The sequence below is a fragment of the Streptomyces sp. NPDC059224 genome, assembly GCF_042754285.1.
Lineage (GTDB): Bacteria > Actinomycetota > Actinomycetes > Streptomycetales > Streptomycetaceae > Streptomyces.
In genome coordinates, this window is record NZ_JBHZAN010000017.1 from 157,439 (window position 1) to 179,854 (window position 22,416).

At 71.4% G+C, this 22,416-nt stretch carries 20 protein-coding genes and 1 pseudogene; 4 read left to right on the top strand and 17 right to left on the bottom strand.

Annotated elements, in window-relative coordinates; genetic code table 11:
• Positions 1-5: 5 nt before the first annotated feature.
• The gene (locus ACFXI4_RS20425) at positions 6-965 is read right to left on the bottom strand and encodes an ROK family protein (protein WP_384992717.1); all 960 of its coding nucleotides are present in this window, start codon (positions 963-965) and stop codon (positions 6-8) included.
• A 41-nt stretch (positions 966-1,006) separates the two neighbouring features.
• Here ACFXI4_RS20425 and ACFXI4_RS20430 point away from each other — a divergent pair, with 41 nt between their 5' ends.
• From ACFXI4_RS20430 to ACFXI4_RS20445, 4 genes and pseudogenes are all read left to right on the top strand, one after another.
• On the top strand, positions 1,007-1,780 hold the full coding sequence (locus tag ACFXI4_RS20430; protein ID WP_384992720.1) for a creatininase family protein: 774 nt from the start codon (positions 1,007-1,009) through the stop codon (positions 1,778-1,780).
• A gap of 14 nt (positions 1,781-1,794) precedes the next feature.
• Positions 1,795-2,922: a mandelate racemase/muconate lactonizing enzyme family protein gene (locus ACFXI4_RS20435; RefSeq protein ID WP_384992722.1), complete on the top strand. Its 1,128-nt coding sequence runs from the start codon at positions 1,795-1,797 to the stop codon at positions 2,920-2,922.
• Positions 2,919-3,329: a RidA family protein gene (locus ACFXI4_RS20440; RefSeq protein ID WP_384992724.1), complete on the top strand. Its 411-nt coding sequence runs from the start codon at positions 2,919-2,921 to the stop codon at positions 3,327-3,329. The genes ACFXI4_RS20435 and ACFXI4_RS20440 overlap by 4 nt, the downstream gene beginning before the upstream one ends.
• A gap of 180 nt (positions 3,330-3,509) precedes the next feature.
• A pseudogene (locus ACFXI4_RS20445) lies at positions 3,510-3,738 on the top strand (hypothetical protein); the annotation flags it as partial.
• A gap of 245 nt (positions 3,739-3,983) precedes the next feature.
• Here ACFXI4_RS20445 and ACFXI4_RS20450 read toward each other — a convergent pair.
• The 16 genes from ACFXI4_RS20450 to ACFXI4_RS20525 all read right to left on the bottom strand — a co-directional run bounded on the left by ACFXI4_RS20450 (position 3,984) and on the right by ACFXI4_RS20525 (position 22,273).
• Positions 3,984-5,480 (bottom strand): glycoside hydrolase family 9 protein, encoded by a 1,497-nt coding sequence (locus ACFXI4_RS20450; protein ID WP_384992727.1) that lies wholly within the window; start codon positions 5,478-5,480, stop codon positions 3,984-3,986.
• Between the two features lie 377 nt (positions 5,481-5,857).
• A complete protein-coding gene (locus ACFXI4_RS20455) occupies positions 5,858-6,397 on the bottom strand; it encodes a hypothetical protein (protein WP_384992730.1) in 540 nt (179 codons plus the stop codon).
• A gap of 8 nt (positions 6,398-6,405) precedes the next feature.
• Complete coding sequence (locus ACFXI4_RS20460) at positions 6,406-7,866, bottom strand: aldehyde dehydrogenase family protein (RefSeq protein WP_384992732.1); 1,461 nt, start codon at positions 7,864-7,866, stop codon at positions 6,406-6,408.
• A gap of 120 nt (positions 7,867-7,986) precedes the next feature.
• Positions 7,987-8,889, bottom strand: a complete 903-nt coding sequence (locus ACFXI4_RS20465; protein ID WP_384992734.1) for an N-acetylglucosamine kinase — start codon at positions 8,887-8,889, stop codon at positions 7,987-7,989.
• The gene (locus tag ACFXI4_RS20470; protein ID WP_384992735.1) at positions 8,886-9,905 is read right to left on the bottom strand and encodes an SIS domain-containing protein; all 1,020 of its coding nucleotides are present in this window, start codon (positions 9,903-9,905) and stop codon (positions 8,886-8,888) included. The genes ACFXI4_RS20465 and ACFXI4_RS20470 overlap by 4 nt, the downstream gene beginning before the upstream one ends.
• A complete protein-coding gene (locus ACFXI4_RS20475) occupies positions 9,902-11,020 on the bottom strand; it encodes a Gfo/Idh/MocA family protein (protein ID WP_384992738.1) in 1,119 nt (372 codons plus the stop codon). The genes ACFXI4_RS20470 and ACFXI4_RS20475 overlap by 4 nt, the downstream gene beginning before the upstream one ends.
• The gene (locus ACFXI4_RS20480) at positions 11,017-11,769 is read right to left on the bottom strand and encodes a sugar phosphate isomerase/epimerase family protein (RefSeq protein ID WP_384992740.1); all 753 of its coding nucleotides are present in this window, start codon (positions 11,767-11,769) and stop codon (positions 11,017-11,019) included. The genes ACFXI4_RS20475 and ACFXI4_RS20480 overlap by 4 nt, the downstream gene beginning before the upstream one ends.
• On the bottom strand, positions 11,766-13,757 hold the full coding sequence (locus ACFXI4_RS20485) for a primary-amine oxidase (RefSeq protein ID WP_384992743.1): 1,992 nt from the start codon (positions 13,755-13,757) through the stop codon (positions 11,766-11,768). The genes ACFXI4_RS20480 and ACFXI4_RS20485 overlap by 4 nt, the downstream gene beginning before the upstream one ends.
• 41 nt (positions 13,758-13,798) lie before the next feature.
• Positions 13,799-14,590, bottom strand: coding sequence for a GntR family transcriptional regulator (locus ACFXI4_RS20490; protein WP_384992745.1), 792 nt, complete (start codon positions 14,588-14,590; stop codon positions 13,799-13,801).
• A complete protein-coding gene (locus ACFXI4_RS20495; RefSeq protein ID WP_384992747.1) occupies positions 14,587-15,627 on the bottom strand; it encodes a Gfo/Idh/MocA family protein in 1,041 nt (346 codons plus the stop codon). The genes ACFXI4_RS20490 and ACFXI4_RS20495 overlap by 4 nt, the downstream gene beginning before the upstream one ends.
• A 92-nt stretch (positions 15,628-15,719) precedes the next feature.
• Positions 15,720-16,691, bottom strand: a complete 972-nt coding sequence (locus ACFXI4_RS20500; protein ID WP_384992750.1) for an NAD-dependent epimerase/dehydratase family protein — start codon at positions 16,689-16,691, stop codon at positions 15,720-15,722.
• Complete coding sequence (locus ACFXI4_RS20505; protein WP_384992752.1) at positions 16,688-17,479, bottom strand: sugar phosphate isomerase/epimerase family protein; 792 nt, start codon at positions 17,477-17,479, stop codon at positions 16,688-16,690. Before ACFXI4_RS20505 ends, ACFXI4_RS20500 begins: the two co-directional genes overlap by 4 nt.
• Before the next feature lie 43 nt (positions 17,480-17,522).
• Complete coding sequence (locus ACFXI4_RS20510) at positions 17,523-18,197, bottom strand: ThuA domain-containing protein (RefSeq protein ID WP_384992754.1); 675 nt, start codon at positions 18,195-18,197, stop codon at positions 17,523-17,525.
• Between the two features lie 58 nt (positions 18,198-18,255).
• The gene (locus ACFXI4_RS20515) at positions 18,256-19,932 is read right to left on the bottom strand and encodes an ABC transporter substrate-binding protein (RefSeq protein WP_384992756.1); all 1,677 of its coding nucleotides are present in this window, start codon (positions 19,930-19,932) and stop codon (positions 18,256-18,258) included.
• 71 nt (positions 19,933-20,003) lie between these two features.
• Entirely contained in the window at positions 20,004-21,185 is a 1,182-nt protein-coding gene (locus ACFXI4_RS20520) for an ABC transporter ATP-binding protein (RefSeq protein WP_384992759.1), read from the bottom strand.
• Positions 21,182-22,273 (bottom strand): ABC transporter ATP-binding protein, encoded by a 1,092-nt coding sequence (locus tag ACFXI4_RS20525; protein WP_384992873.1) that lies wholly within the window; start codon positions 22,271-22,273, stop codon positions 21,182-21,184. Before ACFXI4_RS20525 ends, ACFXI4_RS20520 begins: the two co-directional genes overlap by 4 nt.
• Positions 22,274-22,416: the final 143 nt, after the last annotated feature.

The window sequence follows — 22,416 nt, forward strand, 5'->3', positions numbered from 1 at the left end:
CCGCCCTACGAGTGGGACAGGACCAGCCCCGCCCCGCCCAGCAGCGCCACGTCGTCGACGGCCGCCGTACCGACCAGCACCCGCGGCTGCTCGGCCTCCGCGAAGGCGACCGCGTCCCGCAGCCGCTCCTCCACCACGACGCGGAACCGCTCACCGCCCTCGCGGGCCTCGCCGTGCAGGATGAACAGGCCCGGCGCGAAGAGCTGCTGCACATTCACCAGCCCCAGAGCCAGGTTGTGCGCGTACTCCTCCACCACCCGGTCGGCCAGCGGATCACCGCAGGCGACCAGCGACTCCAGCGAGCACGCCGCACCGAGCCCCGCGGCACTCGCCCGCGCCCGCAGCCAGCCGGTGGTGGCCAGCGTCTTCCAGCAGCCCCGGCTGCCGCAGGTGCAGCGCTCACCGCTGGCCGAAACGGTCATGTGCGCGCCGCTGCGGCCGCCCGCCGGGGCCATCACCTCACCGTCGTACAGGATGCCCACGCCCAGCACCTCACCGGTGGACACCGAGGCGAACGTACGCCGCCCGCGGCCCGCACCGAACCAGCGGTCGCCCAGCACCTGCAGCCGCGCCCGGTGCTCCACCCGCACCCCGGCCCCGGTCAGCGCGGCCAGCCGGTCGGCCACGGGATAGCCGCGCAGCGCGGGAACGTCGTTGACCTCCAGGATCCGTCCCGCGCCGGGATCCACGAGCCCCGCCGCGGCCACCCCGATCCCCTCCAGTCGATGGTCGGCGAACAGGGGCGCGACCCGGGCCAGCGCCCGGTCGATGTCGGCGGGGACGGCACGCGCCGCGTCGTAAGACGACTCGGTACGGTCCAGGACCCGACCGGCCATCGACAGCACGGCCGCCCTGACCCGGCCGGGCACCAGTTCGACGGCCCCCAGCCGCGGTGCTGCCGGAGGAGCGGCCGGTTGCTCCGCGGCGTCGGGGACCAGTCGCAACAGGGAACTTTTGTGGACCATGCGCCGACTCTGCCATGGCCCCGTTTCGGAGAGGTAGCACTGTGAGTGAATTGAGGCTGACCGAACTCACCTGGCGTGAGGTACGCCGGGCCGGCGAGGAGGGCATCGTCCTGCTGCCCATCGGTTCGCAGGAGCAGCACGCCGCGCACCTGCCGATGGGCACCGACACCCTGCTCGCCGAGGAGGTCGTCGACCGCGCACTGGACCTCCTGGACCGTGAGCCCGAGGCGCCCCGCGTCGTACGGCTGCCCGCCCTGCCCTTCGGGCACAGCCCCCACCACCTGTTCGCGGCGGCCGTCTCGCTGTCCGCGGCCACCCTGGCCGCGGTCCTGGACGACATCCTCGACTCCCTGGTGGCCAGCGGCTGCCGCCGCATCATGGTCGTCAACGGCCACGGCGGCAACGACGAGATCATGCGGCTCGCCGTCAAACGGCTCGCGTTGCGCGCCGAGGTGACGGCCGCCGCCTGCTCCTACTGGACCCTCGGCACGGGCGACGAGCCGGCCGGCCGGCCCGAGGTCACCCCGGGACACGCCGGATGGTTCGAGACGTCCCTGATGCTGGCGGCCCACCCCGACCTGGTGCGCACCCCCGTACCCGCCCGCATCCCCGTCGAACCTCCACCCCTGTTCGACAACCCGCCCCACCCCGGCCTCACCGTGGAACGCCACGGCGAGTGGGAGCGGGTCGGCGGCTCCACCGACGACCCCTCCGGCGCCGACGCCGGCCGGGGCGGCCTGCTCCTGGACGACCGGGCGCGCGCACTGTCGGACGCGATCCGGGCCTTCGACACCGCGAGCCGCTCAGCCCGATGAAGCAAGGAGAAGAAATGAAGATCACCGACGTCGACGTGTGGGTCGTCAACCTCCCACTCGTCAATCCCTTCACGAGTTCCTTCGAGACCAAGACCGGCGAGACCCGCACCGTCGTCCGCGTGCGCACCGACACGGGCGTCGAGGGCTGGGGCGAGACGATGTGGGGCCGGCCGGTCGCCGCGATCGTCCGCCAGCTGATTCCCGACCTGATCGGCACGAGCCCCTTCGCGGTCGAGAGCTTCCACCGCAGGCAGCACATGGTCCCCTTCTTCTACGGCTACCTCGGCTACGCGGCGATCGCCGCCGTCGACGTCGCCTGCTGGGACGCCATCGGCAAGGCCACCGGCCAGTCCGTCACCGACCTGCTCGGCGGCCCCGTGCGCGACGAGGTCCCGATCACCGCGCTGATCACTCGCGCCGACGCACCCGGTGCGACCGGCGCCGACCTGCCCAAGGCCATGGCGGAGCACGCCGTACGCGTCGTCGCCGAGGGCGGCTTCGAGGCGGTCAAGCTCAAAGGCACCCGGGACTCCCGCGGAGACGTGGCCATCCTGCGCGCCGTCCGCGAGGCGCTGCCCGACCTGAACCTGCGCGTCGACCCCAACGCGGCCTGGTCAGTGCCGGACTCGGTACGCGCCGGCATCGCCCTGGAGGAACTCGACCTGGAGTACCTGGAGGACCCCTGCGTCGGCATCGAGGGGATGAGCCAGGTCAAGGCGAAGGTCCGTATCCCGCTGTGCACCAACATGTGCGTCGTCCGCTTCGAGGAGTTCGCCCCGGCCATGCGGCTCAACGCCGTCGACGTCATCCACGGCGACGTCTACAAATGGGGCGGCATCGCCGCGACAAAGGCGCTCGCCGCGCACTGCGAGACCTTCGGCCTGGGCATGAACCTGCACAGCGGCGGCGAACTCGGCATCGCCACCGCGGCACACCTGGCCGTGGTCGCGAGCACCCCCGTCCTGTCACGGGCCATCGACAGCATGTACTACCTGCACGCGGACGACATCATCGAGCCCCTGCACCTGGAGAGCGGCCGACTGCACGTCCCGTCCGGGCCCGGCCTGGGCGTCACGGTCGACGAGGAGAAGCTCCTCCACTACGCCGCCGTCAACGAGCGCGACGGAGACCTGACCGGATGACCGACACACCCAACGGCAAGCGGGGCGTGAGCACCCCCGACGCACCACGTCCGGCCGGCGCCTACTCCCAGGGAATCGTCGCAGGCGGCCTCCTCTACACGGCTGGCTTCGGCCCGCAGCACCCGTCCACCGGCGAGGTCCCCCAGGGCGTCGGCGCGCAGACCGCCCAGGTGCTGCGCAACATCCGCGCGGTCCTGGCCGCCGAGGGACTGACCATGCGGGACGTCGTGAAGGTCACCACGCACCTCCAGCACCTCAAGCGGGACTTCGCCGAGTACGACGCGGCCTACCGCGCCTTCTTCGAGGACCCCTGCCCCGTACGCACCACCGTGGGGTCCGACCTGATGGACATCCTCGTGGAGATCGACGTGGTGGCGGCCCTGCCCGGCCTGGACGCGTCCGGGTGACACGGCGTCGCGCCCGCAGGCCCGTCAGAGACCGGTGGCCACGACGTCCGACGGGCGCGGCACCCCCCGCGCCCGCCCGTGTCGGCCGGCGCACCCTGATCGAACACTCACCGAGGCCCGCCGCGAGGAATCCGCGTCGGTGACGTCCCCTCCGATCGGTACGACCAGGAAGGCCGACCGATGTTGCCTCAGGGCTTGCAGGGAATCGAGGTGTTGTTCCCACACCTCGACGAACTGCAGCGGCGGCGGTGATGGGGGCCGAGGCCCGGGGATCCTGGGCCACGGCGGTGTCCGGGCGGTCGCGCGGGCGGCCCGGGTGAGCGAGACGACGGTCCGCAGGGGGCGTGGACGAGATGGAGGCCGGCGAGGAGCGCTGGGCCGGGTGCGCAGGACCGGTGGTGGGCGGAAGTGGTCCCCGGTCTCATCGTTCCCAGCGCCATCGGCCAGATCCCTTCGGCAGCAGTCGTGCGCGCGCTCCTGCTCGACCAACTGGGCACGATCCTCGGCGTCACCTGGGCACAGGTCCCCCGACCTCGGCATCACGCCGGGCCCACGGAGTCGTCGGTCCTGTAGGTGATCGCTCAGCGGAGTTCGGCGCGAGGTTCCTGGGCCCGGTCCGTACGGAGGAGGCGCCCGCCCCCCGAACCCGATGTCTCAGCGTGCGGTGGCCACGGCGAGGAGGAACCAGCCTGTGTGCGGGATCCACTGCTCGGCCCACCGCCACGACTCGCCCTGCGGGGCGTCGTCCGGCAGGAAGGCGATGTCGTCCTCGTCCGCCCAACCGGAGGTAATGCCGTTGACGATGCCGCCGGGCAGATTCGGGAAGTCCGACGCGTAGTCGACGTTGCCGCGCCCGCGGCCCTGAAGCATGCACGTGTGAAAGGGATTTCGGCCGGTAATCCACGCCAACTGGTCGTCGGCGAACTCCAGCAGCCGGTTTCGGTCGGCTGCCGGGACACCGTCCACTTCCGCGCAGAAGCCGGCCGCCGCCGCGAGCGAGGCGATGGTGGCGTTCTCGCCCTGCCACCAGTAACCGGTCTCGTTGGCGTGCGGGAAGAAGAACGCATCCCGGTCGGTGCCGCCGGCCGGCCGGACCCGCTGGCGCGGGTACCCGAACGGGTTCGGTACGGCGGAGGTGCGAGCCAGCGTGTCGAGCATCGCCTCCAACGCCACCGCGCGTGCCGGGACCGCCTCGGGCGCCTCCGGGAGGACCGTGGCGAAGCGGAGCAGGGCGAGGACCGGCAGTCCGGCCTCGACCGCGTGGAAGAAGGGCCGCCCCTCCTCATCGGCGCGGAACCAGCCGGGCCCGCCGTCGTCCGGGCGCACGTATCGCTCGTACAGTGACCGCGCCCGGCGGCGGGCCGCCTCGCTCACCGACCTGCTCTTCGCCGCGTCATGCGGGCTCGCAGCCGCAGCGACCAGTTCGGCCGCGGCCAGCAGCGCCGCGTAGTCGTCGATCACCGACTCCGTGCCGTCGTCGAGGTACTCCAGGTTGTGGGCTTCGAGGTGGGCGAAGCCGGCCAGCGCGGCCTCCAGATACTGCGGTCCGGTGTAGTCGGCGTGGTCGTCGAAGGTCGACGCGCGGGCCAGTGCGGCGACGGCCAGGCCTCCGCCCTGCCGGTAGGCGGCCTGGTAGCGGTCGGTGCGGACGCACTCCGCGAGCGGTGCCGTGACGAACCGTTCGTCCAGCCGCTTGGTGAGGGCGTCGAAGACGCCGGTGTAGAAGTAGCCCTCGGGCGCCCGGAAGCGCATGAGGAAGTCGGCGCCCCACAGGGCCTCGTCACGCAGCCGGGTGCCGAGCGAGCGGACCAGGGCGGGGTGCCGCAGGCCGATCGCCTCGTGGGCCGCGGCCATCGCCCAGGCGCACAGCGGTATCTGCTGCGGGCTCATGGTCCGGGTGTAGGTGAGGTGGCTCAGGAACTTGCTCGGATCGCCGCTCGCGTCCAGCCAGCCGCCGCGTGCGTCGACCTCGCGCCCGCTCTCGTCCCCCCACAGCGACGCGTGCCGGTCCTTCCGGTCGATCTCGCCGCTGGACCGCATCGCCCTGAAGTAGGCGAGCACGTCGGACATCGTCTGGCGCTGGACGCGGTCCGCGGCGATCTCGAAGGGCTCCGACACCGTCTCGCGCCCACCGCCGTCGACCACCCGCACCGTGTACGTTCCCGGCGGCAGCTCGCGCGGGAGCGGAATCCTCGAGTATGGTCCCGCTCGCCAGCCCGGGACACCCACGACAGGTCCGGCGGTGAGCGGGCGAACGTCGCCTCCACAGCAGCGGAGTTCGCACATGTTCGGTGCGAGACCGTCCGGTAGCACGGCGATCACCGCCTTGGCCGCCGTGAGGCTGTGGCCCAGGTGGGCCGTCAGAATCGTAGGAGAGTCATGGGTTGAGCGCACCCTCGGGTACCGCCCCTTCCGTCGTGTCCGTCGTGTCCGTCGTGTCCGTCGTGTCCGTCGTGCATGTCCCGCGGGTCATGCGGGTCGTGCCTGTCATCCGTCGCCCGGTCCTGCCGCGGCGCGCGTCGGTGTCGTCACGCCAACATCGCCGACATCGCGATGATCATGGCCGCGCTGCCCCCCGCGTGCAGCGCGGCCATGCGCCGCGCCCCAACCCCCGCCCCGTCTGTGGGCGGGGGCCGGGACCATCCGACGAGCGCGGCGAGCCGGACCGCCGCGCGGGCCAGTGCCCAGCAGACGACGAGCAGCAGGAACAGCCGCACGTCGTACGGTGCCGCGGTCCCGGGCATGTCCATCCCGAGGCCGAGGCCGAGGCCGTGGCCGGGACGGCTCGCGCACGCTGTCAGGAGGACCATCGTGGTGAGGTCCACGACGGCCGGTCCCCGGCCGCCCGGTCGGCCGTCCGATGGTCCGGCGAGCGCGGTCCACACCGCGACCGCGGCGAGCGCGCAGGCCCCCACGGTCAGGGCTGCGCCGCCTGCTCCGCGCACCATCGCCGCCATGACGGTCAGGACGACCGCGGAGGGTGCCCACTCGCGGAACGGACGGCCGATGCCGTCCATCAGGCAGGCGCAGGATCCCAGGAGGGCGAGCAGCGCTGTGAGTTGATGCACAGACGTCCTCAGTACGGATAGTGAACCGGGCTGGAGTTGACCGTCCGCCATCGCCGCTCTGTGAACTCCTCCACATTGGCGTCGCCGCCGGCCCGGCCGCCGAGGCCGGACTGGCCGATCCCTCCGAACGGGGCGAGGGGTTCGTCCTGCGGTGTCGCGTCGTTGACGTGGATCATGGCGCAGTCCAGTCGGCGTGCGACCTCCGTGGCGCGGTGCACGTCGGTGCCGACGACCGAGGAGACCAGGCCGTAGCGCGTGTCGTTGGCGAGCGCGACGGCCTGGTCGGCGCCGTCGACGACCGCGACCGGTGCGATGGGGGCGAAGATCTCCTCCGTCCACAGTGCGGAGGTCGGGTCGACGTCCACGACGACGGTGGGGCGGAAGAACCTGCCCTCGCTCGTGCCGCCGGTCAGGATTCGGGCACCTCCCGCGACCGCCTCTTCCAACAGGTTCGTGGCCCGCTTCAGCTGGGCGTCGTTGATGACGGGGCCCAGGCCGGTGCCGTCACGCAGCGGATCGCCCACGGTGAGGGCCGCGGCCCGGTCGGTCAGGTTGCGCAGATAGGCGTCGGCGACCGCGCGGTCGACGATGTGCCGGCCGGCGCTGATGCAGGTCTGCCCCTGGTAGTGGAAGCTGGACCACGCGCCGATCATGGCCGCCTGGTCGACGTCTGCGTCGTCCAGGACGAGGAGGGCGTTGTTGCCGCCCAGTTCCAGTGACGTCTTCTTGAGCAGGGAACCGGCGGTGCGGGCGATCTCGCGGCCGACCGTCGTCGAACCGGTGAAGTGGACCATCCCCACGTCCGGGTGCTCGACCAGCCGACGGCCGGCCTCCTCACCGCCGGGCAGCACCTGGAGGATTCCGGCCGGCGCGCCCGCCCGCTCGAACAGCTCGGCGATCGCGAGCCCGCCGGACACCGGGGTCTCCGGCGACGGCTTGAGCAGGACCGTGTTGCCGAGCGCGAGAGCGGGTGCGATCACCCGCATGCCCAGCACCAGAGGGAAGTTCCACGGTGTGATCGCGCCGACCAGACCGACCGGTATCCGCTCGGACACGGAGAAGCGCCCTTCGTGGCCGGTCCGCAGCACCTCGCCCACCGGTCGCGAGGCCAGCGCGGCGGCCTCGGTCAGTTCACCGATCGCCGAGGCGATCTCGTAGTCGGCCTTGCCTGCGATGCTGCCGGTCTCCCGCATGATCAACTCACGGAATCCCGCGGCTTGTTCGAGAGCGGTAGCGACCCGGCGCAGGACGGTGGCGCGTTCGGAGTACGGCAGCGCCGCCCAGGCGCGCTGTGCGGTGACCGACGAGGCCACGGCCGCGTCGACGTCCACGGTCTCGGCGGCTCCCGCGACGCCGAACACCTCGTCGGAGGACTTGTCGCGGGCCGCAAGGGTGCCTTCGCCGACGGGCGGACAAAAGCGCCCGTCGACGAATATGGCGTTCGACCAGGGGTGGTTGTGCTCTGCCATGTTCAGCTCCATTCGGGATTGCGCGAGGGGGCGGCGGATGGCCGCGGGCGTCGGGCGGTGACGTGAACGCCTTGTGCGAAGGCGCCGGTGACCCGCGCGGGCACGTTCACCCCGCACGGACTAGGCCCTCGTCACCGCGCCGTGCCGGGCCCGTGCGAGGGCCACGGCGCCGGCCACCGGGGGAACGTCGAGCAGACGAAGTGTCAGATCGGGGTGGTTGGTGCCGAGTCGGGCCCTCAGCCGGTTCGCGAGCAGCGGCTGTCCGAGCACCACGCTTCCGGCGGCCACCACGGTCTCTCCGACGGCGCCCCGCGCCCGCAACCGGCCGACGAGGGCGGCCAGATGGGTCGCCGCGTCGTCGACGACCGTGAGCGCGGAGGCGGAGCCGGCCGTTGCGGCGCGGAAGACGGCGGGTGCCGCCGGACCCCAAGTGCCGGGATTGGGGGCGTCGTTGACCGCTCTGGCCAGCGCCGGGGCGTCGGCGGCGCAGTAGTGTGCGAGCAACTCGGCCAGCAGTCCGTCGTCCGGGCGTCTCTCGTCGTACGCGGTGAGCGCCGCTTTGGTCGCCTCTCGTACGATCGCTGGTGCGCTGCCCTCATCGCCGAGCACCCAGCCCCAGCCGCCGGCGAAGAGCACCGTGCCGTCGGCGGTGGCGCCCACCGCGATGGAGCCGGTGCCGGCGATGACGCCGATCCCGTCGGCGAGTCCGGCGGCCGGGACCAGCAGGGAACCGTCGTTGACCACCGTCGCGGGCACCCCGAGTGCTTCCAGGGCGGCGGTGAGGTGGGCGCAGTGCTCCTGCGTGTCGCAGCCCTGGGCGCCGACCCCGAGGGCGGCGATCTCGTCGCCCTCGGGCAGGGCCGGCCGTATCCGGCTCAGTAGCCAGCGCGCGGCCTCCTGGACCGGAGCGGCTTCCCAGTCCGTGGACGGGACTTGGGTGTCCACGCGGACCGTGCCGTCCGGCGCGGTCATCCGGATCGCGAGTTTCGTGCCGCCGATGTCGGCGCCGACGTGCAGTTTCATGCGGCCGGTCCTCCGGGCACCTTGATGTCGGAGTTGTGGAAGACGAACTCCTCGATGTCCAGGCCGCGGACCTCGGCGACGGCCTCCACGAGGATCTGCGCGACCAGGATCTCCAGGACGGCGCGCTGCGCGGCGGGCAGTCTCGGTACGCGCACGGGATGCAGCAGGGGACGCGCGGTGACGGGTTCGGCGGTGACCAGCACCACCGGGTGGCCGGCGGCGACCAGGGTGTCCGCCACCTCGTGCTCGCGTGCGTCGCCGAAGAGGACGTGGACCCCGCGGCCGGCCGATTCCATGGCGCCGTGCAGGTACTGGCGGGTGCTCATCCCCGTCGATGGAATGCGCGCGACCTCCCGGAAGAGCAGGGCGGATGCCTCGGCGGAGCCCAGCGCGGGACCGGCGCCCACGAAGTCGGCTGAGGTGGCCGTCGCGAACAGCGGGGCCAGGGAGCGCACTTGTGCGTTCAGCTCGTTCTGTGTCGCGGCGAACAGTTTGCCGAGTCCGGCCCAGCCCGCGTCGACCGTGCCTCCGTCCCAGGCGTCGGCGAGCATGCCGAGCGCGGCAATGGTCGCGGTGAAGCCGATCGTGGACGCGTAGCTGTCCGGGACGCTGCCGATGTCCAGGACGGCGGTCGCGGTGTCGGCGATCGGGGTGGGCGTCATGTTGACCACGGCGTACCGCAGTGACGGGTCGACGGACGCCAGGACGGCGAGAGTCTCCGCACTGCGGCCGCTCTGCGAGACGCCGAAGACCGGGTGCCGGCTCCTGGGGAACGGCAGGGGGTGGTCGCCCGCGCCGAGTCTCCAGGAGTGCACGCCGCGGCTGCGCAGGGACCACACCGGGGCGCACGCGGCCGCCAGACTGGCACCGATGCCGACGAACACCGGTCCGGGGCCGGTGAGCTGGCCGGCCGCGCCCATCGAGGTCACCTGGAGAGTGAGCCGGGCGATGGCGGACTCCAGTTCCTCCGCCTGGGTCGCGCGGGCCGCTCGGTAGGCGAGGTATTCGTCGCTCATGTCTGCTCCGTTCCGTCGTGGGTGCGCGTGGTCGGGTCCCACCGGGGTGGGATCGGGGGCACCTCAGGTGCGCTGCTCGCCACCCGGACGGGTGGGCCGAGTTCGACGGACTCCTCGACGGCGAGCATCACGTCGAGTACGTGGTAGGCCAATTCGCCGTCGGCGCGCGGCCGTCGGCCTGCGCGCAGGGCGCGGGCCAGTTCGAGGACGCCGACCCCGCGGTCGCTGGGGACACCGGCGGCGGGCACCGTGGTCCAGGGGGCGTCGCGTTCGGTGGAGGTCAGCAGCCGGGTGTCGCCGGCGAATCCGCTGACCGGCACCTCCATGACGCCCTCGGTGCCGGTGATCTCGAACAGCTGCCGGCGCAGCGGTGAGTCGAAGCTGTAGACGGAGGTGCCCACGGTCCCCGAGGCGAAGGTCGTCACCACGCTGACGTGGGTGGGCACGTCGACCGGGAAGACCGTCCCGGCGTGCGGCCCGGACCCGATCACCCGCTCGGCGCGCGGGCTCTGCCCGGTCGCCGACACCGACACGACCGGGCCCAACAGCTGGACGAGGGCGGTGAGGTAGTAGGGGCCGATGTCGAAGAGCGGGCCCGCGCCCTTGGCGAAGAGGAACTGCGGTCGTGGGTGCCACAGGTCCGGCCCGGGACCCTGCATGAGGGTGAGGACCGTCCTGGGCTCGCCGATCGCGCCCTCGGCCAGTAGCCGGTGCGCGGTCTGCACACCGGGGCCGAGCACCGTGTCAGGGGCGTTGCCGACCAGGACCCCGGCGGCTTCGGCTGCGTCGAGGACGGCGCGGGCGCTCGCCCGGTCCGGCGCGAGCGGTTTCTCGCCCCACACGTGCTTGCCCGCCGCGATCGCGGCCAGGGCGACCTCGGCGTGCGCGGCGGGCACGGTCAGGTTCACCACCAGGTCCACGTCGTCGCGGCCCAGCACCTCCTCGGTGCCGCCCCATGCCGGTACGCCGTACTTCTCGGCCTGTGCGCGGGCCCGGTCGGGCACGAGGTCGGCCACGGCGGTGACGGTGAGGTCCGGGTAGCCGGAGAGGGTCTTCAGATACTGGTCGGAGATGTCTCCCGCGCCGACGACCGCGACCCGCACGGGCCCGTTCACGCGGCGGCCCCGGCGAGGAAGTGAGCGGCGTTGCGTGCGACGAGCGGCCATACGTCGCTGTGGTGGGCGACGACCTCGACGACGGGCAGTTCCACGCTGGCCGCGGTCAGCGCCAGCACCTCGTCCATCCGCCCCGCCGTGTCGACGCCCAGCACGGGTCGGTCGTTGCCGGGCTCCCGCTCGTGCACCACGTGCAGATGGCGGACCCGGTCGCCCAGGCGCGGCAGCAACTCGAACACGTCGGCGCCGCCGACCCCGGCCCAGTACACGTCGACCTCCAGCACCACCGCCGGATCGAGGCGCGCGACGAGCAGGTCGTAGGCGGGCACTCCGTCGACGTGCTGGGCGAACTCGAAGTCGTGGTTGTGGTAGCCGATCCGGATGCCGCGCTCGGCGGCGGTCCCGGCGGCCTCGTTGAGGGTGTCCGCGAGCCGTTCGACGCCCGCCCGGTCGGTGATGCTTCCCGGGTCGACGTAGGGCGTGATGACGCAGCCGATGCCGAGGGCCTGTGCCGCGTCCAGGATGTCCGGCACGTGGTGGCGGAGCACCGACGCGTGGGCGGTGGCGGCCTTCAGGCCGGCGTCGCGCAGTGCGGCGCCGAGCCCGTCGGGGTCGGAGAGGATGTCGTAGGGCTCCGCGTGGGTGAAGCCGAGGCCCGCCAGCCGGGTGAGGGTACGGCCGAGGTCGGCAGGCCCGACGTCCTCACGCACGCTGTAGAGCTGGATCCCCAGCGGGGATGGGGTCGTCATGCGCCTGCCGTCTCCTGGTCGTGGTGGTGGGCGTGGTCGTGGTGGCCGGGTCCGCCGGGGTGGCAGTGGGCGGTGGCGGCGGGGATGTCGAGGGTCGGGTTGCGGTCGAAGAAGCCGTACGGCTTGAGCGCGAACCCGGTGGTGTCGACGGGCATCACCGGCCAGTCCTCGGGGCGCGGGAAGTGGGTGAGTCCGAAGGTGTGCCACAGCACGATGTCCGTGTCGTCGACGGATCGGTCCGCGGCGGTCCACGCGGGCAGTCCCGCGCCGCCGGCGTGCATGTTGACCAGGTCGCCCGACGGGTAGTTCTCGTCGGGCGCGTAGGGCGTGACCCACAGGTGCCGGGTGGCGTAGGCGGCCCGGCCGTGGATGTCGGAGTCGGCGTCGGCGAGCAGCACCGGGCGTCCCTCAGGGTGGAGTTGGTAGGCCACCGGGTTTCCCAGCCGGTTGGTGACGGAAGGGTTGGTCACCAACCAGGAGCGGTTGCGGGTGTTGTCGGCGAGGCGCTGGGCGCCGGACTCGGTGCGCAGCCGGGTGACGGACTGGGTGAAGCCGGTGCCGGTCGGGTTGTCGGGTCCGCGGGGCACGGCCACGGCCTCCACCTCGTCCACAGCGTTGTCGATGCCGTCGACCGTCATGTCCAGCCGGGCACTGAAAAGATGCTGGTGGTAGGGGGCGCCGAGGCCCGGGGCGAGTTCGGAGGCGTAGGCGTAACCGGGGCCGGGATAGCCCGAGGTGAAGACGACCCCGGTGGCCTTGACCTCCAGCTCGATGGTGCCGTCGAGCGAGAAGTACCAGTAGAACCCGTAGTCGTAATTGCCGACGGTGGCGAAGAAGGAGACCACCAGCCGCCGGTTGCGGCGGGAATCGGTGGAGCCGTTCCAGTTGTCGGTGTGCTTCCAGAGGATGCCGGTGTCCTCCTCGTGGATGCAGATCGCCTGCGGGACGGTGCGTACGCCGCCGGAGGCGTCGGCGAGCACCGCGTCGAGGTAGGTGATGTCTCCGACGCAGTCGCAGCCCAGTTCGAGGGAGTTGGCGAAGCCGCCCAGCAGGTACTCGCCGCAGTCGAAGAAGTTCTGGAACCAGCGCTGCGGGCTGGGATCGCCGTAGGGGACGACCATCTCGGCGAGGGAGGCGCGGTAGACCACCGGGCGCCGGCGGCCCGCGTCGTCGACGGTGATGTTGTGCAGTACCAGGCCCTCGCGCTGGTCGAAGCCGACCTGGAAAGACCAACCAGCCCATTCCAGGGAGCCGTTGTCGTCGACGGTGAAACTCGGGCCCTGTGGCTGGGTGATCTCGATGGGTTTGAGACCGGCGCGCGGTGGGCGGGCGACCCAGGACGGGTCGTGGAAGTTGCCGTCCTCGTCGGGCACCGGCAGCTCGGCGTGGTCCTCGACGGCCAGGACCTCTCGGGTGACCACGTCCACGACGACGGTGACGCCGTCCACCGGGTGTGCCCAGCCGAGGTCGTCCGGTGTCTTCTGCACGAAGGTGAAGCAGCGCTGGATACGGCGGCCTTCCTCGCCGGGGCCTGCCACGCCGGCCGAGAGCGGGTTGACCCGCAGCCGGGAGACGTCCGTCAGGCCACGGCGGCGCATCGCCGCGAGCCATCGATCGTCGCGGTGCACGATCTCCTCGACGAGCGCGAACTCGGCGAGCACCACCGGGACATGGCCGTCGACGGTGACGTCCAGGGCGCGGGCGGAGACGATCCGGTCCTCGTCGGGGCAGAGGGTCGTGTCGTGCGACAGACCCGTCTTGAGGTCGATGAGCATGACGCGGAAGCGACGTGCGGCGATGTCACCGGCGAGCAGTTCGCGCTTGTCCTGCTCCGCGAGGCCGAAGTAGGAGACATGGGTGTCCGGGCCGAGCAGGCCCTCCCGCTGGAGGAGGGCCGTGCACGCCGTGATCTCCTCGGCGCGTGGTGAGGCGAGCGCCCGGGCCAGGGCCGAGGTGTCGTGGGCGGATGGGGGTATTTCCGTGGTCACGGTGGCTCCGCTTCTGCGAAGGGGGTTCGGAGGGCGCCGGCTCAAGGCCCCGGCTTCCGCATGAAGGAGGTGCGCAGGCGATAGCGGTCGCCGGCGTAGCGGATCGAGGAGGAGAGCAGCGGGCGCAGGGTGCGGTCGCGGACGATCTGCCGCATGTCGAGGACGGGGGTGCCCGCCGCGATGGCGAGGTGCCCGGCGAGCGCAGCGTCGGCGGGGCGCGCCTCAATGGTGGTGTCGGCCTGTGCGAGCTCGAAGCCCGCGCGGGTGATCGTGTCGTAGAGGGACCTGACGGTGAAGTCGACCTCGTCGAAGCCGACGGCGATGTCGGCGGGGAGGAGCGCGAGGTCGACCGCGATGGGTACGCCGTCGAGCATGCGGACCCGTTCCAGGCGGAACAGCGTGGCGCCGGGGGCGATCTGCAACGCCTCGGCCTCGTCGAAGCTGGCCGGTCCGCTCTCCCGGCGCAGCACCTGGGACGTGGCCAGCAGTCCCATCCGGTGGGCGGTCTCGGAGAACGACTCCAGGGTGTTGGGCCACTCCTTGCGTTCCGCGGCCGCGACATACCAGCCGCGGCCCTGGGCGGCGCGCAGCACGCCTTCGTCGACCAGGGCGGTGAGTGCCTTGCGCAGGGTGACGCGGGAGATGCCGAGCGTCCCGCACAGCTCGCGCTCGGGGGGCAGACGGGAACCGGGTTTGATCTCGCCGACGGAGATCCGGTTCACCAGCGAGTCTCTGGCCTGCATCCACAGGGGTTCCGGATAGGTGCCGTTCAGGACCGTCGGCCCGGGAGCGGTCGGCTCCGGTCGCGGTGCGCTCATGGGTTCCGTGTTCATGCCGGGGCCTGGACCTTCTCCCATGTGCCGGAGCGCATCGAGGTGTAGCAGGCGTCCAGTACGCGGTTGACGACGACGCCGTCCTCGAAGGTCTCGCGGGGTGTGTCGCCGCGGGCGAAGCAGTCGACGAAGTGCCGCATCTGCTGGCTGAATCCGTAGGCACGGGCCTCCTCCGGTACCGGGTACACCCAGCCGGTGTCGGCGTCCGCCTTCTCCACGAGGTAGCCGGCCGGTCGCTCGATGAAGCCCCAGACCGGAGTGGCCGAGGTGTCGGTGACCAGCCGGCCCGCGCTGCCGACGAGCTCGTGGCGCAACTGCATGCCGCCCTTCTCGATCCACGAGGACTCGACGGTGGCCAACTGGCCGCCGGTGAACTTCAGCAGGGCGATCGCGGTGTCCTCACCGGTGGTGCGGTCCGCGTGGGCGAGCGTCGCGCCCCAGGCGAAGACCTCGGTGATCGGGTTGTCCTTGCCGAAGAAGTGCCGGGCGGACTCCACGGTGTGGCAGCCCATGTCGAGCAGCGCGCCGCCGCCCGCGGTGTCGGCGTCCCAGAAGTGCGGGGCGTGCGGCCCCGAGTGGGCCTCGCGCGCCCGCATGGTCAGCAGGTCGCCGATCGCGCCCGCGGCGACCATGTCGTGCGCCTTGGCGATGTTGGGCGAGAAGACCGAACTCTCGGCGTAGCCGTGCCAGACGCCGGCCTCCCGGACGATGTCCAGGATCTGCTCGGCCTCGGCACCGCTGCGGGCCAACGGCTTGGTGCACACGACGCCCTTGCCGGCCGCCGCAACGAGGCGCACCGCTTCCAGGTGTGCCTCGTTGGGCACCGCCACGACCACCAGGTCCACGGCCGGATCGGCGCACAGGGCCGCCATGTCGTCGTAACGGCGGGCGTCCGGGGCCCACTTGGCGGCCAGTGCGGTGGCCCGCGCGCGGTCGCGCGAGCAGGTGGCGACCAGCGCCGCGTTCCGTACGTCCTGGAGCGCGTCCGCGTATGTGTCGCCGATGAATCCCGAACCTATGAGACCGACGCCGATCACGCGTTCCTCTTCCCTCGTTCTGGTCTACTAGTGGCATACCGTGGTCTTCTCAATATAGACCACCTAATACCACCTGAGTGCGGTGCTCCTCATCACGCCTCCAGCAGTACGTCGAAGGCGCGGTCCACCTTCTCGTCGACCGACCGGAGTTCGGGGTGGGCGTCGTAGTGCGCCAGCGACTCCCGGGCACCCTGCGAGAAGGTCACCTCGGGGGCGAACCACGGCACCAGGGACCGGAGCTTGGAGGTGTCGAAGAGCATCGAGTGCCGGAAGTCGTGCTCCAGCACCTCGCCCCAGCCGGGCACCTCCACCGCGATCGACTCACTGGCGCGGTGCCGCAGCACGGGCTCGCGCACCCCGGCGGCCGCCGCCAGCGTCAGATGGATCTGATCCCAGGTGAGGATGTCCCCGCTGACCACGTTGACGCTCTCGCCGACCGCGTGCCCGAGACCCAGCAGTGCCACGAAGGCCCGCGCGAAGTCCCGGGCGTGCATGAGGGACCACAGCGAGGTGCCGTCGCCGTGCACCACCACCGGCCGGCCCGCCCGCATCCGTTCGATCGCCGTCCACCCGGCGAGCACCGGGATCACGGTCCGGTCGTAGGTGTGGAAGGGGCGCACGATCGTCAGCGGGAAGCCGGACGAGCGGTGCGCGTCCTCCAGCAGCAGCTCGCAGGCGATCTTGTCCCGCGCATAGCCGAACACCGGCTGGCGGCGCGGACTCGCCTCGGTGATCGGCAGGTTCGGCACCGGCCGCCCGAAGACCGAACAGGTGCTGATGAAGACGTACTGACCCGTCCGGCCGGTGAACAGCTCCGGGTGCGCGCGCACATCGTCCGGTGTGAAGCCGACCCAGTTGACGACCGCGTCGAACTCCTCGTCGCCCAGCACCGCCTGCAGCGCCGCCGGATCCCGGACGTCCGCGCGCAGTTGCCGCACCCGGTCCGCGACCGCGCGGACCGGTTCGGACCGCGTCACGATCGTCACGTCGCAGCCGCCGGCGGCGGCCCTCGCCGCCGCCGCGGAACCGATCATCCCGGCACCGCCGAGGAACAACACCCTCATACCCGCTTCTCCTTCGTCGCCGGGACGGACCCGCCCCGGGAGAGCCCGCGGCCCACCAGATGGTCGTAGGAGCGCCGCAGCGCCTCGAACGTCTCGATGTGCAGCCGCTCCAGCTCGACGATGTGCCAGCGCAGACCGGACGGCCTGCCGAGCGTGCGGGTCCAGTCGATGCCGCCCTCGCCGATGGGCACCATCACGTCTTCCTCGTAGCTGACCGCCGGTCCGTCCTTCACATGCACGAAGCGCGCCCGCTCGCCCAGTCCGGCCAGGACGGCGGCCGGGTCGGCGCCGCCCATCACCGCCCAGTAGGCGTCGAGTTCCACCAGCACCCGGTCGTCGAGCAGTTCCAGCAGCAGGTCGTACGCCCGCCGGCCGCCGAACTCCTGGGAGAACTCGGCGAAGTGATTGTGGTAGGCGATACGCATGCCTCGGGCCGCCGCGCGTTCGGCGCCCTCGTTGATCCGTTCCACGCCACGCCGGATCGCCTCGGGGGAGTCGAACTCCTCTCGCTCCATGCTCCACACCAGGACCTCGGCGCCCAACTCCTCATTGGTGTCGAGGAGTTCCTCGGCGTCCGGGCCCGCCGGGAAGGGCGTGTGCGCACTGATCAGGGTGAGTCCGGCCGAGGCGATCGCGGCCCTGACCCGGCGGGGCCCGAAGTACTCCACCAGGCCGTAGGTCTCGACGCCCAGGTAGCCCAGGCCCGCCAGCCGGGCCAGGGTTCCTTCCAGATCCGCCCGTGCCCGGTCGAGCACGGTGTACGTCATGACGCCGATCTCGGCTGCCACGTCTCCTCCTCCGGCCGGCCCCGCGGAGCCGGCGCTCGTCGTCTCAGTCACGGCCGGACGCCCACAGCAGGGCCTGGCGGACCAGGGTGCGCACCGGGGGCTCGCCCCAGGAGCGCATGTCGTGGCCGAGCGCGAGATAGACCACCCGGCCGGCGCCGAACTCCCGTACGTACAGAACCGGAATGACCTCGCCGTCCGCTCGGTGGCGCTGCGCGAGCACCTTCACGTCGTCGTCGGCCAGCTCGAACTCGTAGTACTCGTCGAAGAGGTCGAAGTCGGTGACCCCCGAGGTGACGGGGTGGTCGGCGACGATCTCGATTCGGTGCCTGCCCTCGTGGTGGCCGGGTCCGTGCGAGAGGTAGCGGTTGCCGAGCAGCTCGAACAGCGGGCGGTCGGCGGGGTCGAGGCCGTCGCCCTGCCGGCCCATGATGTTCGCGCCGTGCACCCCGACCAGTCCCTTGCCGGACCGCACCGCGTCGGCCAGCGCCTGCTGCTGGCCCGTCGCGAAGTTGCCGCCCGCGGTGTAGAAGAGGTAGACGTCCGACTCGGCCGTCTCCGGCCGTGGATCGACGAAGCGTCCGGTGCCCATGGCCCGGCGGGTGGCGAACCCGGCCTCGACGCCTAGCTGCTGGAAGACTCCGGCGGCGCCGATCAGGTCGTGGTGGATGTCGTCGCCGTTCACGACGACCATGGCTCTCGGCGTCGAGAGATGGGACATGGCTCTCCTCGCGGTGGTGCGGCAGGTTACTGGTTCGGGGCGCGCGGCGCGCGACGGCTCAGACCGGCTTCAGCCGCAGGGCGACCACCGGGTTGGGCACCGGGCTGAAGTAGGGGTTGTCCGGGCTGGGGAAGCCGGTCGCCTTGGCGGTGCTCCAGTTGCCGTAACTGCCCCAGTAGAACATCGGGATCCAGGGCAGGTTGTCGACGAAGATCCGCTCGATGCCGTTCAGGATCTGTTGTCGCTGGGCGTCGGTGGTGGCCGTCGGGTACTGCTTGAACAGCGCGGCGGCCTCGGTGTTGCGGAACCGCTCGATGTTCTGGAACGTCGGGGTCGCCTTGCCGATCGGGTAGTACAGGTTGGGGTTGATCGTGTCGTTGTAGTAGGAGAAAGCGCGCGGTGCGGAGTTGACCGGGTAACCCATCGTGGAGTCGAAGTCACCCTTGCCGGTACGGGTGTTGATGTCCGTGACGGTGGTCGTGTCGATGGTGAGCTTGATACCGATGTCCTTGAGCTGGGACACCAGCACCTGCACCCGGGAGGCGATGTCGGTGTACGCCGACGGGAAAGTGATCGAGAACTCGACCCGCTTGCCGCCCTTGCTGTAGTAGCCGTCGCCGCCCTTGGTGTACCCGGCGTCGGTCAGGGTCTTGTGGGCCTTGTCGACGTCCTGGACGAAGTCGACGCCCTTGTACTGCGGCGCGATCGACGAGGTGTACGCCGGCATCGGCAGCCCGGTGACGCTGGTGGCCGGCGGCGAGGCGGTGGCCGCGCCGACCTGCTTGCGGTTGACGCCGTAGCTGATGGCCTTGCGGACCGCGATGTCGCTCAGCGGCCAGCGCTCCAGGTTGGGGATCAGTCCGTCGGTGCCGGCCAGCGGCGCCCAGTAGTTGTTGTGCTTGCTGCGGCTGAGGTAGGTCTTGTCGGCGTTGGCGATATACGTGCCGCCCCAGTCCGCCTGCCCCTGCACGAGCGCGTTGGTCATCGCCTCGTTGTCCTTGTAGGCGACGAACCGCAGCGTCTTGATCTGCGCCTTCGGCTGCCAGTAGTCCTCGTTGCGCACCAGCGTGAAGCTCTGCGGGGAGAACTGGTCGAGCTTGAACGGTCCGGTGCCGACCGGGCTGTCGTCCGTGTACTTGGCCGGGTCCTCGACCTTGGACCAGATGTGCCGCGAGACGATCGGCGCCGACACCACGTTGGTGAAGAACTGCTCCGACGGCCGCGGGAAGGTGAAGACGACCTGGGTCGGCGACGGCGCGGTGACCGAGGTGATGTCCACGCCCAGCAGATTCAGCCCGGGGTTCTTCTTCAGCATGGTGTACGTGAACACCACGTCGTCGGCGGAGAACGGCTGCCCGTCGGTCCACTTCACTCCCGACTGGAGATCCATGGTCAGTGTCCTGTTGCCGTCGGACCAGTGCCAGCTCTTGGCCAGCCAGGGGATGTCGTGGCCGATGTCGACCGTGTTGATCTGCACCAGCGGCTCGTAGATGAAGCCGCCCGAGCCCTGCCCGGTGTACGTCAGGCTCTGCGCGGTGTTGGCCAGGAACGGGTTGAAGACCTTGGTGAGGTTGTCGGACTGGCCGGCCACGGTGAGCGTGGTGCTGCCGCCCGAGCCGCTTCCTGCGGACGGCTGGCAGGCGGACAGCGCTACGGCGCCCGCGCCCGCGAGCGCTCCGGCGAGAAGACCGCGTCTCGTCATGCCGGACGTGAGCGGAGACTGTGAAGTGGTCACGTGCGTCTGCTCCTTGAAGGTTGGGACAGCGGATGGAGCTCCGTTCGGGCCGGCGGGGAGGCCCCTCGGTTTCATGACGTGGGGGAGGCTGGAGAGTCGGGGATGCCCGGGGCGGCGGGAGGCGCCCCGCCGGATTGGGGTCCGGCCGGTTCGGCCGGAGTCGTCAGGCTCGCGACGGCCTCGGCGTTCTCGGCCCGGCGGGCCAGGGCCTCGGGGTCGTCCGCGTAGAGCCAGCAACGGGCGGTGTGGCCGGGTGAGATGTCGAACGGCGCCGGAGCCTCGGCCGCGCACCGTTCCATGGCGTACGGGCAGCGCGGATGGAACCGGCAGCCGGCCGGCGGGTCGATGAGACTGGGCGGCTGCCCGATGTCCTTGACCCGGTCGGCACCGACCCGCGAGGGATCGGGCGCGGACGCGATCAGCAGCTGCGTGTATGGGTGCGCGGCATGTTGCGTCACTTCCTCCGAGGGTCCGCTCTCGACCATCTGGCCGGCGTACATCACCGCGGTGTCGGTGGCGAAGTACCGGGCGGAGGCGATGTCGTGGGTGACGTAGAGCATCGCCGCGTTGCGTTCCTCGGTGAGGCGGCGCAGCAGGTTGAGGACGCCCAGCCGGATCGAGACGTCGAGGCTGGAGACCGGCTCGTCGGCGAGGAACACCTGCGGGTCGGCCGCGAGGGCGCGGGCGATCGAGATGCGCTGGAGCTGTCCGCCGGACAGTTCGTGCGGGTACTTCGTGGTGAACTGCCGAGGCGGCACCAGGCTGATCTGGGTGAGCAGGTCGTCGATGACGGCGTCCCGCTCCCTGCCGCGCTTCCCGGGGTGGTGCAGGGCGACGGCCCGCTTGAGCGTACCCGCGATCGTCGCGACCGGGTTGAAGGAGCCGAAGGGGTCCTGGAGGATCAGCTGGACCTGGCGGACGTGGTCGCGGAAGGCCCGTCCGCGCATCGCCCTGACCGGTTCGCCGTGCAGCCGTACCTCACCCGCGGTCAGCGGGTGGAGCTGAGCGAGCAGCCGGGCGAGGGTCGACTTGCCGGATCCCGACTCGCCGACCAGCGCGGTGATCCGTCCCGCGTACAGGCTCAGGCTCACGTCCTCGACGGCGTGCACGACCTTGCGAGGAGATCCGCGCCGGGGCAGTCCGCCTCGTACCGGGAAGTGCTTGGTCACATGGACGGCCTCGAGGACGGGTGCGTCGGCCGCGCCGTCGGGTCCGGTGCCGTGGTCGGCCAGGGCCGTCGTCTCACCGCTCATCGTGTGTCACCTGTCGCGAGTTCGTTCATGGTGGTCCGCGCGTCGTGCGGGCGCGCGGGCTCCGCCGTCGCGTCCGTCCGCGAGGCCTGGTCCTGCTCGTCGTCCCGGTGCAGCAGGCAGGCCGCCAGTGAGGTGCCGCCGCCGGGGCCGGCGATCTCGTAGAGCGGCGGAACCTGCAGTGCGCAGGCGTCGAGGGCGTGCGGGCAGCGGGGCTGGAAGGCGCAGCCGGTGGGAAGCCTGCGCAGGTCGGGCGGGGAGCCGGGGATGCCGGTCAGCTCCCGCTTCGGGCCGCCGAGGGTGGGGAAGGAGGCGAGCAGTCCGCGGCTGTAGGGGTGTTGCGGACGCAGGTAGAAGTCGTCGGCCGCGGCCTTCTCGACGATCTTCCCGCCGTACATCACGGCGATGGTGTCGGAGAGTTCGATCAGCAGCGAGAGGTCGTGGGTGATGAACACGACCGAGAAACCGAGCCGGTCCTTCAACTCCATGATCTGCTCGATGATCTGCCGCTGGATGACCACGTCGAGCGCGGTGGTCGGCTCGTCCATCACGATGATCTCGGGGTCCAGCGCGAGCCCGACGGCGATCATCGCGCGCTGCCGCATACCGCCGGACAGTTCGTGCGGGTAGGAGTTCGCGCGGTCCGCCGGAATGCCGACGGTGCGGAGCAGTTCGATGACGCGGGCAGCCCGTTCCGGCGCGGCCATGCCCGGCCGGTGGGCGACGATGACGTCCTCGATCTGGGCACCGATGCGCAGCACGGGGTTGAGTGCGTGCATCGCCGACTGGAAGACGATGGACAGTTCCTCCCAGCGGAACTCCCGCAGTTCGGCGTCGTCCATGGCCAGTACGTCGACGCTCTCACCGTCCGGCTTGGTGTAGTGGATCTCGCCCTGGGAGATCTCCGCCGGCGGTCTGTGCAGCCGGGTGATGGCGTACGCGAGGGTGGACTTGCCGGACCCGGACTCGCCCGCGATGCCGAGCACTTCGCCGCGCCGCAGGGTGAACGACACGTCGCTGACCGCCGGGGTGCGGCCGCCCTCGCCGACGTACTCGACCCGCAGGTCGCGTACGTCGAGTACGACGTCCATGCTGTCCTGGGTGAAGGGCTCGGGGGCCGTGCGGGCCGCTGCCGGGGCCCGGCGCCTGACGCGGCGGGTGCGCTTGGCCGTCACCTGGCCGCGCTGGGCCTTCTTGGTGCCGATGCCGGCCTGGCGCAGCCGCGGGTTGATGA